We start from the raw sequence: 12874 nt of genomic DNA on the forward strand, positions 1-12874 counted from the left end.
TCACCCAGGTGCCGCACGCAAGGCCAACGGCCCTCTGCGCGTGACGGGTGAACGGCGCCCGGGCGACGCCGGTGCGGGTGGTCCGAGTGGGCCTCCTACTGCTTCGGCGCCTGCTGTTGGAGGGTGGTGCGGCCGGCCACGGATATGACGAGCGCGAAGACGAACAGCGGAAGCGCGAGCGCGCTGAACACGGCGCTGCGCCACAGCACCAGCGCCACGGCCGCGTGGACGATGAGCAGCGCGACGGCCAACGCCATCCCGACGACCGGCCGGGAGCCGCGCGACACCAGCAGGAGGGGCCGGCGCAGATGGGGCGGGACCCGCCGGGTCTGCCACCACAGCCAGCCTCCCCAGCCGCCGACGAGCACGGCCGCGCACACCAGGTGGGTGACGAGGGCGTCGGTGCCGGCGGCGCCCGCACGCAGGCGGGCGGAGCCCAATGACACCGCGACGGTTCCGGCGAAGGCCACCCAGCGGGAGCCCAAGAGGGTTCCCCACGCCATGTTCTCCAGATTGTGGCGGGCGTGGTGGTCGTCCAGGTCGAGGGCGGCGGCCTGGACGAAGCCCTCGGCGGCCCGGGTCCACGAGCCGGGACGGAGCCATCGGCGGCGCAGATGGAGCAGCGAGAGGTTGTTGTGGGCCGCGCTGTTGTCCGGATTGAGGCGCAGCGCCGTCTCGTAGGCCTCGTGGGCGACGCGGTGGTTGCCGGTGTGGTGGGCGGTCAGACCGAGGAGGACGTGCGCGTCGCTCTCCTCGGGGGCGAGGGCGACGGCCCTGAGGGCCGACTCGTACGCGGCCCGCCTGAGCTTCCTGCGGGCGCTGCGGTCCAGGACGACGCCGAGGGTGTAGTGGCTCGCCCAGAGCTGCGGGGCGAGTTCGACGGCGCGCCGGGCGGAGTCCTCGGCCTGCCCGTTCTTCTTCAGGGAGAGCAGGACGTGGGCGTGCAGCATCCAGGCGCTCACCGACTCGGGTGCGACGCGCAGGGCGTGTTCGACGCTGGTGAGCGCCTCCTGTGCGTCGCCGAGGCGGTCCCGGCAGCGGGCGAGCAGCACGAGCGCGGTCGCGTCGTCGGGGGCGTCGGCGAGGTGCCGGGCGGCGAGTGCGGCTGCCTGCTCGTGGCGCCCCAGGTCGAACAGGGCGTCGGCCTGTTGCAGGGCCCGGCTCATCAGACCTTGTCCCGGTCGTGGGTGATGCTGAGCAGGTTCGGTACGAGCGCCAGCCAGAACAGGACCTGGGGGACGGTGCGCTCGCTCCACGGAAGGGCCACGAGCAACAGCGCGCACAGGGTGGCCCAGGCGGCCTGGCCGAGCACGACCCTGGACCAGAACGAGCGGCGCACGAGCGCGAACACGGCGAGCTGTGCCCCGGTCCGCAGCCGCCGGTAGCGGCGCCAGGCGCCGAAGCCCCACACCACGGCCATCAGGGCCAGCGCCCACAGCCGGGTGCCGGGATGGACGGGCAGCTCCTTCGCCGTGCCCCCGGCGGGGAAGACGTCCACGGTGACGGCGGCCATGACCAGACAGAGCAGGGCGAGCCACCGGGTGCCGCGCAGCATCCGGTAGACGGCCTTGTCGAGGTCCTCGCGGAGCGCGTCGGAGTGCGGTGCGGCCGCGAGCCCGCCCGCGTACAGTTCGGCGGCCCGGGCGGCGGAGGTGCCGGCCTTGGCGGCCTCGCGCTCCGTGGACACGGTGACGGCGAGGGTGTGCGTGGGGTCGACGCGGAGGATCTGCCGGATGGCCTCGTCGGCCAGCTCGGTCCGCTCGTGGAACGTGGCGACCTTGTACATGGTCGCCCACGTGTAGGTCTCTTCCGGTCCCTCCCGCACCGCGACCCCGGCGTGCTCGAGCGCCTCCTCCGGGCGGTCCGGGGCCAGTTCCAGCAGCAGCTCGGCGAGCTGCCGCCGGGGGCCCCAGGCGTACGGATCGATGCGGATCGCCAAGCGCTGCGCCGCCTCGGCCTCCTCGAGCCGGCCCAGGTGGCGCAGGGCGGTGCCGCGGACGAAGTGCGCGTCGAGGAAGCCCGGTTCGAGCCGCAGGGACTCCAGCGCGGCGGCGAAGGCCTCGGAGTATCGGCCCAGGGTCAGGTGGCACTGGCCGAGCAGGCTCCACGCCTGGTGGTCGTCGGGGTCCTCGGCGAGGCGGCGGCCGACCGCTTCGCGGGCCTCCTCCGGACGGATCATCTCGTAGAGCGTCCGGGCCCGTAGGACCTGTGGGTGAGTCGTCACAGCTTGCGCTTCTTCTTCAGGTAGGTGACCAAGTCGTCGTAGATGCCACCGTCGTTGGCGAACATGGCGACGTTGCGGGCTGCGGCGAACCAGGATTCGCTGGACGGCTTGATCTGCTTGGCCGCGCTCAGGAGGTCCTTGGTGCCGATCATGCGGACGGTGCCGGAGCGGGCGGAGTCCAGGAGCGCGTACTCGGCCGCGCTCTCGCAGAGATGGGCGAGGTCGGCACCCGAGAAGTCCTCGGTGATCTTGACGATCTTGCCGAGATCGACGGACTCGATGGGGCGCTCGCGCAGGTGGTAGCGGAGGATCGACTCCCGGGCCGGGGCGTCGGGCGGCAGTACGAGCAGGGTGCGGTCCAGGCGTCCCGGGCGGCGCAGGGCGAGGTCCACGTCCCAGGGGACGTTGGTCGCGGCGAGCACGAACACGCCTTCGTTCTGGACGGCGTTGACGCCGTCGAGCTCGGTGAGGAGCTGGTTGACGACGTTGCGCAGACCGCTGTGGTGCATGCGCGAGCGCTTCGCCCCGAGCGCGTCCAGCTCGTCGAGGAAGACCACGCAGGGCGCCTGGCGGCGGGCGGCCTCGAAGATGGCGTGGACGTTCTTCTCCGAGGTGCCGATGTACATGTCGAGGATGTCGGAGAGCGAGACCGACATGAAGCCGGCACCGAGTTCACCGGCGACGGCCCGCGCGATGAACGTCTTGCCGCAGCCGGGCGGGCCGTAGAGGAGCAGGCCGCCGCGGAGTGACTTGCCGTACAGCTTGCGGAGTTCGGGGTTGCGCATCGGGGCGAGGAAGGCGGCTTCGAGCCGGTCCTTGACCTGCTGCATGCCGCCGACGTCGGCCAGACGCACGTCGCCGGGGGCGTCGACGTCCCAGGCGGAGGCGTCGCCCGGGTCGCCGCTGCCGTCCGCGGTCAACGGGGTCTCGACGGCGTCGCCCGCATCGGCGGGGCCGGTGGCGTCGGCGGGGTCGGCGGCGAAGCGGGGGCCGACGACACCGGCGACTTCCTGCTCGGCGGCGGCCCAGTCGAAGGCGGGGGGTCGCGGGCCGACCGGGGGCAGTTGCATGGCGCGGACCATCAGGTCCCGTGCGGCCTCGTCGCCCGGCGCGTGCTGCAGCGCGATCGCGGCCTGCGCAACGGCCTCGTCGTGCCTCCCCTCCGCGAGGAGCAGTTCGGTGAAGTGCAGCCGCAGGGGCACGTCTTCGGGAGCGGCGGCGACAGCGGCCCGCAGGCTGCGGATGAGAGGTGACTCGTCGGACATGGGGTCAGCCTAGAAAGGGGTCTGCGGCTCCCCTCCACCGGGTGCGGTCAAGATCGACAGGCGTGAGGAGCGCATGAACCCGGCGCCGCCGCCCGGCGCCCCGGCGCCGCCGCCTGCGGCGCCCTGGGCCAGGCCGAGACGGCGCGGGCCGTGGGCGAAGGGATCAGCCGTGCGGGCCGGTCAGCGTGAGCCGCCGCGGCCCGGGCACAGGTCGAGCGGGTCGCATAGCAGGACGACCTGGTACGGCCCGCCCTCGTCCACCACGGCGCCGTGGGGCGCGAACCGCCACTGGGAGGGCTTCACGTGCCGCGTCCGGTCCCGCTTCTCCACGTGGGCGTGCAAGGTGCGGGCGGCGGGGTCGTTCGTCTCGACCATGACCTCGTCGGGGGCGAGCGGGAAGTGGTCGTGGAGCAGGCACAGGCCGAAGCGGTCCAGGTTCCCGTGTTTGTCGAGCACCTCGACGAGGTCCCGTACGAACGCCGCGTCCGAGGGCCCCAGCCCTTCGGCCTCCTCGAAGCGGGGGAGCTTGCGGGCGGTGGATTCCTTGGGGTGGGTCATGGCACGTCCCGTGGAGTGTGGGCAGGTCCCCCATGCCATCGTCGGCCGCCGAGCCTTCTCCCGCAATCCGGTTGGCGGAGGCCGGGAGGGTGAGTGGGGTGCGGCGGCCGCGTGTCCGGGTGCGGCGGGGCGCGGGGGGTGTTAGAGGGTCTCAGGACGGGGTGCCGTGAGGAGACGATGCGAACGGGGCGGGATGGTGCATACCCGGTGGTGGAGCGTGGTCCTACTGCTCACCGCAGCCCTGGCGGCGTCGGGCGGGACACGGCAGGCGCACGCTGTCGACGTCTGTGAGGCGGGGAGGCTGAAGGCCCGCAACGTGACTGCCCGGCTCGATTTCGACTACCACGACCGCAGCTACGCTCAGCTGATGTCGACCCTCACCGTCAGTGTCTCGGCGAAGGAGTGGCCCCGCGCCACGGATCTGGCACTCAGCGAGAAGTCGGCTCCGTACCGGAAGGCGATGCGCTGCCTCCTCCGGGGGGAGGACACCGCCCCGCGCAGTCGTGAGTGGCGCTTCCGCGACCCGCGGGTGACCGTCCGGGGCGACGTGGTCACGGTGAATTACGAGGCGACCGCATGGATCGAGCAGAACAGGCCTTTCCTGCTCGGCCCATGGCGGATCGAGGTCAACAGGAAGGGCGACCACTGGCGCGTCTTCCTCCGGCCGCCGAACACGCTGAGGTATGCCAAGTGGGGCCAGGTCGAGGTCCAGCTGGACGGGCTCGAAGCCACCAACGTCTTTCCTCCGCCTTCCTCCGCCGACCCGGAGCGCCTGGTGTGGTCCGAACCGGAGCCCTTCGACGTGCGGGTCGAGGTGGATCCCCCCTGGCAGCGCTCCTTCAACGTGGGCGAGCAGTGGCGGAGCCTGGGCTGGTTGGGTGTCGCGACTTGGTGGGCGTTCACCTCGCTGGTGAGCGTGGTGGCCGTGCTCTATGCGTCGCGGAAGCAGCCCGGTGCATCCGTTTCCCCAGCTGACCCCGGCACCCCGGGCACGGTCGGCCTTGCGAGGGTGATCCTGCTGTGGGCCGTCCTCAGCGCGGCGGTGGCGGCCGTCCTGCGCGTGCTGATCGTGGATCGGCCCCCGTCCGCCGGACCGTCCTGGCGCCACCTCGTCGCCATTGCGCTGGCCCTGGTCCTGGTGGTGGCCGCCCGGCCGTGGTGTCACATCAGGTCCTCGTCTCGCCCCACCGCGCAGGAGACAGTGGCCGGCGTCGACGTCAAGGACGCCCAGCGCCGTCGGGCCTGGGCGGTGAGCCTGATCGCCTCAGCCGTGGCGGTGTCCGGCTTCCTGTCGGTCGTCGCCCTTCCGGGCCTCGTCGGGCTGACACTGCTGGCGCTGGGGACGTTGTGGCTGTGGCTCGCCGCGATGGCGGCATGGGCGTGGCGTTTCGCGCGGGAGGGGGCGATGACCCGGCGTTCCTGGAACAAGGCGTGGGACGAGGCGCCGATCCGTTCCACGATGGTTGCGACAGCCCTGCTCGCGCTGATGGCGGCGGCCCTGCTCGCCTCCTTCTGGTGGACGCACGCGCGTCTGTGGAGTCGCGTCTACTGGCTCATCGACGAGTCCGAGACCGCCCGCGGCCGGGAATGGGTCGGGTTTCTCGTCCAGTTCCCCTACTCCGGCCTCACATGGGTCTACGCCTACACGTGGCTGCTGACGGGCATCGCGCTCGTCGCGTTGCTGCAGATCCGCGTCAGAGACCGGCAGAGTCGTGCCGCGCATGACGAGGGACCGCCGTTGGGGCCGGCCAAGGCGGATCTCCTGCTGACCGCCGCGGTCTTCGCCCTTTCCGTGGGGTTCCGGCAGGTCGAGTTCGCGGGTTCCAACCTGCTGTTCGGTGTCTGGCTCCTGCTGATGATCGCCTCGCTGTACGCCGTGGTCACGGTCGGCCGGCGGTTTTCCGTACTGGGCCGTACCGAAGAGGAGTTCCGCGTTCGAAGACTGGGCACCAAGCGGCGCCGGCACGTGTTGCTGAACAAGGCCCACGAGTTCCGCAACCTGCACCACAAGCTGTACGCGCTCGACCGTGGCCGGGCGGAGGGGGACCTCTCACGCGAGGAGGTGGAGAAGAGGCTGGACGGACTGCATCACTGGCTGTTCGCCGGGCGGGGCAAGGGGCGTCCACCGGCCCAGATCTCCGTGCTGGACGCAGCCCTCAGCTGGGGGCCCGGCGAGGACTGGTGGGACAACGCCAAGAGTGCCGCGCGCCTGGCATTCTGCTTCGGGTTCCCGGCCAGTCTCGCCCTCGTCTGGCTGAGCTACCTCAAGGACGACCGGACCCAGATGGCCACGTTCCAGAGCCTCACAGGGCTGCCGGAGATCGCGGCGAAGTGCCTGGCGTGGCAGGTGGCATGGGCCGGGGGAGGCCTGGTCCTGGGGGCGCTGTGGCGGGTGCTCCCCGGACGCCGAAGTCCGGTGCGGGCGCTGAGCCTGACCGCTGCCTACGCCATCCCCGTCTGTGTGGGCGCCCTGGTCACCCAGATCACCGACACGGAACTCGGGTACGTCTTCCTGCACGTGGCGCTGATGCTCCTGGTCCTGACGCTCACGAGCATCTGGATGGACATGGAGACGTTCAGCGAGGAGAGGAGGTTCTGGCCCAGCGGCGTCGGCCTGCTGCTGTCGATCTACCAGCTGCGGGGCCTGTCCACGCAGGTCGCCTACCTGGCCGCCCAGCTGGCGATCGTCGTGGGCGTGTGGCGCAGCCTGGCCGGCAGCGACTCCCGGCCGAAGTAGTGCCCACCTGCTCAGTCCGCCTCGTCCCGCAGGCGCTCCTCCAGCGTGTCCACCAGCTCCGGGATCACCCCGTCCGGCGACGGGCTGTAGTGCGGCACCGCCCACCGCGTGATCCGGGCGTCGATCAGCGCGGGCCTCCCCGAGGCCAGGGCCGCGCGGAAGGCCTCCTTGAACTCGGACAGGGTCTCCACCTTGTAGCCCTCCGCCCCGCATGCGCGGGCGTACGCCGCGAAGTCAGGGTTGCGGAACTCGACCAGCGCGGGCTCGCCGTACGTGACCAGCTGGAAGAGCTTGATCAGCTTGAACTGGCCGTCGTTGAAGATGACCCAGATGACCGGGATCCCGTTCTCCACGGCGGTCATCAGCTCGAAGCCGGACAGCGAGTAGCACCCGTCGCCACAGCCGACGACCACCGTCCGATCCGGATGGGCGACCTTCAAGCCGATGGCCCCGTTGACGTGTCCGGCCATCGGCCCGAAGGAGCCGGCCTTGCGGAAGTTCTGCCCCTCCTCCAGCTCCACGTAGTAGCCGAGCCACGCCAGATGGGCCCCCGCGTCGGCGAGCAGCACCCCCCGCGGCGGCAGCATCCTGCCGATCGACTGCGCGAGCTGCCCCGGGTGGATCCCTTCCGTCCGGTGGGGGATGTGCCGGGCCTCGTAGTCCCGCCCGTCGACCTCCACCGGCGGGACCTCACCGACCCTCCGCTCCAGCGCGTCGGTCAGGGCGGCCACCGCCGGCCGCGCGTCGGACAGCAGCGCGTGGTCGGGCGGGTAGGCCTTGTGGAACTCGCCCTCGGAGATGTTCACGTGGATGAGCAGCTTGTCCTCGAAGAGGCCGGGGTGGTAGTTGAACGTCGCGTGCTGGTTGAGTGAGTTGCCGACGCACAGCACCACGTCCGCCTCGCGGAAAGCCTTCCACGCACTGGAGTGGCCGCTGTCCGCGAAGACGCCGACCGCGAGCGGATGCCCCTCGGAGACGATGCCCTTGCCGTCCAGGGTGGTGAGCAGCGGGATCCGGAAGCGTTCGATCAGCCGCTTGATCTCGGGCCCCGCCCCGCTGCGCACCGCGCCGAAGCCGACGAGCGCGACGATCCGCCGGCCTTGCGCGAGGGCGTCCGCCAGTACGTCCGCGATCTCCTCGACCCGCGCGGGATCAGGCAGCACCGGCGCCACGTCGAGCTTCACCGGCCGGAAGTTGCGAACCTCGACGCCCCGGTGGGTGAGGTTCTCGGGTACGTGGATGTGCACCGGTCCGGGCCTGCCCTCGAAGGCGGTGTTCACCGCCTCCTCCAGGACGTCGCAGGTGTCGGCGGCATCGGTGAGCAGGAAGGACTTCTTGGTCGTGGCGGCGAACATGGCCTGGGAGTCGGGCGTGCGGTTCAGCCCCGAGGTCTCGTTGAGCGAGCCCCATCCGCGCCATTCCATCGACGCGTACCCCGAGACGGCGAGCACGGGGTAGGAGTCCGACATGGCCACGGCCAGCCCCGAGAACAGGTTGAACGCGCCCGGGCCGGCCGTCGCGAAGCAGAACCCCAGCCTGTTGGTGTACATGGCGTAGCCGCAGGCCATGAACGACGCGGCCTGCTCGTGGCGCGTGATCACGGGCCGGATCAGCTTCGAGTGCTTCAGCGCGAGCATCAGGCCGGCCGCGTTCTCCCCGGCACCGCCGAAGGCCGCCCGCACCCCGACGCCCTCCAGCCCCTTGACGATGGCCTCGTAGACCCTCATCGCCTCTCCCTTCAGGTAGGGCTACGTGTCCCAGTCGGCGGCGTGGCGACGGTGCGCCTCGGTCAGGCCGCCCCGGAAGAACCGGTCGTAGTACTCGGATTCGACGTGGTGCGTCTGCAGCCAGACGCCGGGCACGTGGATGGCGTCGGTGTGCGCGGGGAAGCGGCCGTGGGTCTCGTGGACGTACGTGCAGATGTCCCGTGCGCAGTCGATGACCTGCCGGTCGTACTCGCTCGCCTCCGCGAGGTAGCGCTGCGCGTAGTCGTCCTTGTAGACGCGGGTGAAGAGCTCCTTGTCCGCGTAGATGCCGTCCTTGCCGAACTTGGACCGGACGACGGAGTCGACGGCTTCCGCCATCGACGGGTAGTGGGGCGGGCAGGCGGCCTTGATGAGGTGTTCGCCGCCGGCCCGCAGTCCCACCGGGTGGGCGCGCAGGGCCGCGTACTTCGGGAGCGGTACCTGCCAGCGAAGGACGTCGAGGGGGCGGAACTTCGGGGTGACGAAGTCGAAGCCCAGCATCCGGCCGTAGGCGCGGGAGAACTTGGGGTCGCCGAGCATGATCTGCGGGCTGATCGTGGCGTGGATCCAGGCGCCGAGCCCCATCGCGTCCGCGACCAGCATCATGTTCTGCAGCAGCAGATCGGCCTCGATCTGGGTGCGCATCGGCCCCAGGGCGCCGAGCGGCATCTTGATGTCGGGGTTGAGGAAGCCGTTCTCGACCCACTTGCGCACCCCGGCGGGGCGGTAGAAGTTGCGGTCGTCGACGAGGGTGGGCCGGGCTCCGTCGGGCTGGGTGAGCAGGTACATCAGGGCGTTGATGTACTGGTGGGAGAGGTCGACCACCGGCAGGAACAGGGTGGTGCCCGGCAGGTTGGACAGGAACCGGTTGGAGTCGAGGTAGGCCGGGAAGTCGCGCATCCCCTCGGCGACGTCCAGCCGGTGGTCCAGTACCCGTACCTTGGCCCGGCGGGCCCGCTCGACCAGGGTGTCCGGGTCGAAGGGGCTCGCCGGGGCGGGCGGCAGTTTGCGCAAGTAGTACGTGCCACTGTCGTTGATCATGAAGAAGTGGGTGGCCTGCGCGTTGTCGGGGCTGCCGGCGGTCCGCCCGGTCATGTTCAGGTTCGGCTTCGCCATGATCGGTTTGTGATCGCGCGGGTCCTCGAAGGGCCGGTCGGGCATGGTGAGCCCGGAGGAGCCGGTGAGGGCGATCAGCACCGCCTCCTCCAGCTCGTCCAACGGCCGCGGCGGGTGCGGGGAGCTGTAGCTCATCGACCCGGCGGGCACGGAGGCTCCCCGGCTGACCCGGTGGGTGCGCCGGCCGAAGACCGTCTCCAGCAGCGGCCGGGCGAGCAGCTCCTCCAGGCCGGGGTGGCGGCGGCCGGGGCCTTCGGTTGCGGACATGGCTCCTCCCCGTTCAGCCGCGGCCGTCGTGGTTGCGGACCGGCTGGACCGGGCGCCAGGGCACGAAGGCGCTCGCCCCGCGCGGCAGGACGCCCGCCAGCTCGGGGCAGTGCCGCAGGATGACGCTCGTCATGCCGTTGCGGGCGATCCAGTCCATGCCGAGCGGCGTGTAGATCTCGGGCCGGAAGTCGACGGTGAGGAAGCGGTCGCTCTGCAGCCGCCGGCTGGCCATCAGGATGAAGACGCGGAAGGCGGTGTCGCTGAAGCCGAACCCCGCGGGCGGGTTCTCGGCGAAGAGCCCCACCATCGTGTCGACGTCGTCCACCGAACGGTAGACGTCCCGCAGCCGCGCGACCGTCTCCGGATCCTGGGACAGGTCCTCGAACCGGCGGATCCGCGGCTTGTGCAGCCCGGCCCGGAAGTCGTTGTAGCGGGGGACGCCACGGCGGCGGGTGCGCACGAGGTCGACCACGGACAGGTCGATCACCTCCCCGTCGCGCCGGAACGCCTGGAGCGAGCGCGGGAAGTTGTGCAGGGTGATGGCTCCGGGGTTGGCGATGCCCAGCGAGTACAGGGAGTCCACCAGGCCGGTCTTGCGCAGGAGCGGTTCCGCCGCGGCGCCCAGGAGGTCGTTCAAGCCGAGGGTGTCGAGCTGGCGGCCGAAGCGGTGGTCGACGAACTCGTAGTCGTCGGGGATCAGCGGGTGCATCCGGTAGACGGTGACGAACTCCTCCGTGAGGGCGTACGGGGCCCCGTGGTGGTCGGGCAGGCTCTTGGGGATGCCGTCCTTGCCGTTCGCCTCCAGCAGCCAGACGCCCAGCTGGTCGAGCCAGTTATTCGGCGGCCCCTCCCAGTTCGTCCGCATCCCGACGGCGAGCGTCTTGGTGGCCAGGATCGCGGGAGTCCACTCCACCGTGTGGATCTTGGCGATGAGAGCGGAGACGATCAGCCGCGCCGTGTGGTAGATCCGGTCCTCGTCCAGGTGCGGGTACTCGTGCCGCAGGGCCTCGCACACCGCGTTGTGCTCGCGGGCGAACAGGGTGTGCACGGCGCTCAGGCCGAGCCACCAGTTGTCGCTGAACCCGGTGACCGGCAGACCGTCCGCGTTCGTCGGCAGGTGCCCCCGCTCCAGCCGCAGCCCGGCGCCGCCGCCGGGCTCCCGCAGGGACGTGGCGACGGCCTGGTCGCCGCCGTACACCTCCGAACCGTCCCACCAGTGCGACACGCCGCCGGCGAACACGACCGGCGGCCGCCCGCTCCCGGCCGCGTCCAGCGGCTCGTCGTCACCGAAACGCATCACCTTCTCGCGCGGTCCACCCGGGGTGTTCTGCCAGTCGGTGCCGGGCGGCAGCGGCACCTCGACGCTCCTGGTGCCCACCGGGACCCGCTTGTGGTTGACCCAGTCGTGCACCTGGAACTGGATCCAGGCCGCGGCGATCACGTTCAGCGACTTCGCCGGGATGAAGGCCTCGCGCCGCAGCAGCTCCCTGCTCACGGTCACCGGGTTCGGGGTGTCGAACCGGTCCGGCTGATACACCGGCGGCATGGAACGCCCGAAGGTCGCGCCGGCGGCGCCCATCCGCGGCTGCGACAGGTCGTTGTAGCTGCCGTCGTAGCTGCGCCTGACCAGCAGCTCCTCGTCCACCGGCGGCTCCACCGGGCCCGCCTTGGGCGGCGCCTCGTGCACCTCGGTGTCGATCAGGTTGTGCCGGCGCAGCGTCTGCCGGAACGCCATCAGGTTCAGCAGCGCGACCGGGGTGGGCAGCCTGTGCCACGGGACGACCCGGTTCACGGCACGGAAGCCGGCCCGCAGCGGGCCCCCGAGCAGGGCGTTGCGGCGCGGCTCCACGGTCACGAAGCGGCGGCCCAGACGGTGCGCGCTGCTCGCCTCGTAGGCGAGCTTGCGGGCACGGTTGAGGTTCCCCAGCGGGCGGAAGCCCTCCGCGGTGTGCCACGGGTTGAAGGCCAGCAGCTCGATCCGCGCCTCGGCGGCGCGCGCCTCGGCCGTGTGGACGTCCTGGCGCGGGACGGTCAGCGTGGCCACGGGCACGACGGGCGCGTCCCGCTCCCTCCACTCGGCCGCGCCGTCCTCGATCGGGGTGCGCCGCGGGTCCACGTAGCGCTGTACGCACAGCTCGAAGACGACGTCCCCGGCACTCAGCCTCCGTGCCAGCTCGTGCCGCAGGCCGTCGGGACCGGCCGGTGCCCCCGCCGGGGCCGGCGCGGCGCCCGGAGCGGGGCGCAGCTGGTAGCGCACCGGCCCGGCGGCGCCCCACAGGATCGCGCCCCGGCTCCAGTACGTCTCCAGCGCCAGGCTGGACACGGTGCGCCTGCTCCCCGCGAGGACGTTGCGCCGCATGCGGCGCGCCGTGGACCAGCCGACCGCCAGGGGCAGCTTGACGAACAGCGCGAACCCCTGTGCGGGCCGCGAATCGGCACCCGCCATGGCCTTGGCGAAGGCCACGAACTCGCGCGCGTCGCGGGCGTGGGAGACCGGGAAGCTGGTCATCAGCAGATCGTGGGTCTCCTCGGGCCCCACCTCCACGCGCAGCGCCACCCCGCGCAGATCGGGCGCGGAGTCGGGCCGGCGGACCCCGCTGGCGTTGGACAGCCGGACCGTCACCGGGTACTCGGCCCCGGGCCGGGCGAACCCGGTCCGCAGCTGCTCGGGCAGGTCGTCGCGGAACCGCAGGCGCCCGTTCTCCACGCCGAGGACCGCCTTGGCGTGGAAGGTCCGCTCCGGGGCGGCGGCGCCGCTGCGCCGCTTCGCCTTGAGCTGGACGCGCAAAAGTTCCTTCGCCAGCCGTTCGAAGGCCAGCCGCTCGGTCTCCGGGCTGCCGCCGACGTATCGCTCGTACCGCTCGACCTCGTCCATGCGCGCCTCTTCACGAAGGGGACTTCCGGGGGTTCCCTGCACTCCCCACGAGATTTCCCTACGCGCGCGGCGGTGTCGTGCCGAGCG

8 protein-coding genes are annotated in these 12874 nt (G+C 71.6%); 1 reads left to right on the top strand and 7 read right to left on the bottom strand.

Features of this window, described 5'->3' with window-relative positions; genetic code table 11:
• Positions 1–95: 95 nt before the first annotated feature.
• The 4 genes from ACIPK4_RS27720 to ACIPK4_RS27735 all read right to left on the bottom strand — a co-directional run bounded on the left by ACIPK4_RS27720 (position 96) and on the right by ACIPK4_RS27735 (position 4047).
• The gene (locus tag ACIPK4_RS27720; RefSeq protein ID WP_402317188.1) at positions 96–1166 is read right to left on the bottom strand and encodes a tetratricopeptide repeat protein; all 1071 of its coding nucleotides are present in this window, start codon (positions 1164–1166) and stop codon (positions 96–98) included.
• Positions 1166–2224: a tetratricopeptide repeat protein gene (locus tag ACIPK4_RS27725; protein WP_402317191.1), complete on the bottom strand. Its 1059-nt coding sequence runs from the start codon at positions 2222–2224 to the stop codon at positions 1166–1168. The genes ACIPK4_RS27720 and ACIPK4_RS27725 overlap by 1 nt, the downstream gene beginning before the upstream one ends.
• Entirely contained in the window at positions 2221–3489 is a 1269-nt protein-coding gene (locus ACIPK4_RS27730) for an AAA family ATPase (protein ID WP_402317194.1), read from the bottom strand. The genes ACIPK4_RS27725 and ACIPK4_RS27730 overlap by 4 nt, the downstream gene beginning before the upstream one ends.
• A 180-nt stretch (positions 3490–3669) precedes the next feature.
• Positions 3670–4047: a hypothetical protein gene (locus tag ACIPK4_RS27735; RefSeq protein ID WP_402317197.1), complete on the bottom strand. Its 378-nt coding sequence runs from the start codon at positions 4045–4047 to the stop codon at positions 3670–3672.
• A 193-nt stretch (positions 4048–4240) separates the two neighbouring features.
• Here ACIPK4_RS27735 and ACIPK4_RS27740 point away from each other — a divergent pair, with 193 nt between their 5' ends.
• Positions 4241–6784 (top strand): DUF6185 family protein, encoded by a 2544-nt coding sequence (locus tag ACIPK4_RS27740; RefSeq protein ID WP_402317200.1) that lies wholly within the window; start codon positions 4241–4243, stop codon positions 6782–6784.
• Between the two features lie 11 nt (positions 6785–6795).
• Here ACIPK4_RS27740 and ACIPK4_RS27745 read toward each other — a convergent pair whose 3' ends face one another.
• The 3 genes from ACIPK4_RS27745 to ACIPK4_RS27755 are packed head-to-tail and all read right to left on the bottom strand — an operon-like array spanning position 6796 to position 12787.
• The gene (locus ACIPK4_RS27745) at positions 6796–8511 is read right to left on the bottom strand and encodes a thiamine pyrophosphate-binding protein (protein ID WP_402317202.1); all 1716 of its coding nucleotides are present in this window, start codon (positions 8509–8511) and stop codon (positions 6796–6798) included.
• A 21-nt stretch (positions 8512–8532) separates the two neighbouring features.
• On the bottom strand, positions 8533–9912 hold the full coding sequence (locus ACIPK4_RS27750) for a hypothetical protein (RefSeq protein ID WP_402317205.1): 1380 nt from the start codon (positions 9910–9912) through the stop codon (positions 8533–8535).
• A 13-nt stretch (positions 9913–9925) separates the two neighbouring features.
• A complete protein-coding gene (locus ACIPK4_RS27755; protein WP_402317207.1) occupies positions 9926–12787 on the bottom strand; it encodes a peroxidase family protein in 2862 nt (953 codons plus the stop codon).
• Positions 12788–12874 lie beyond the last annotated feature (87 nt).

The organism is Streptomyces sp. NPDC086989 (genome assembly GCF_044745505.1).
GTDB lineage: Bacteria > Actinomycetota > Actinomycetes > Streptomycetales > Streptomycetaceae > Streptomyces.

Coding starts and splice junctions, on each gene's coding strand:
- ACIPK4_RS27740 (WP_402317200.1), top strand. CDS start 4,241: ATGGTGCATACCCGGTGGTGGAGCGTGGTCCTACTGCTCACCGCAGCC.
- ACIPK4_RS27735 (WP_402317197.1), bottom strand. CDS start 4,047: ATGACCCACCCCAAGGAATCCACCGCCCGCAAGCTCCCCCGCTTCGAG.
- ACIPK4_RS27720 (WP_402317188.1), bottom strand. CDS start 1,166: ATGAGCCGGGCCCTGCAACAGGCCGACGCCCTGTTCGACCTGGGGCGC.
- ACIPK4_RS27730 (WP_402317194.1), bottom strand. CDS start 3,489: ATGTCCGACGAGTCACCTCTCATCCGCAGCCTGCGGGCCGCTGTCGCC.
- ACIPK4_RS27745 (WP_402317202.1), bottom strand. CDS start 8,511: ATGAGGGTCTACGAGGCCATCGTCAAGGGGCTGGAGGGCGTCGGGGTG.
- ACIPK4_RS27750 (WP_402317205.1), bottom strand. CDS start 9,912: ATGTCCGCAACCGAAGGCCCCGGCCGCCGCCACCCCGGCCTGGAGGAG.
- ACIPK4_RS27755 (WP_402317207.1), bottom strand. CDS start 12,787: ATGGACGAGGTCGAGCGGTACGAGCGATACGTCGGCGGCAGCCCGGAG.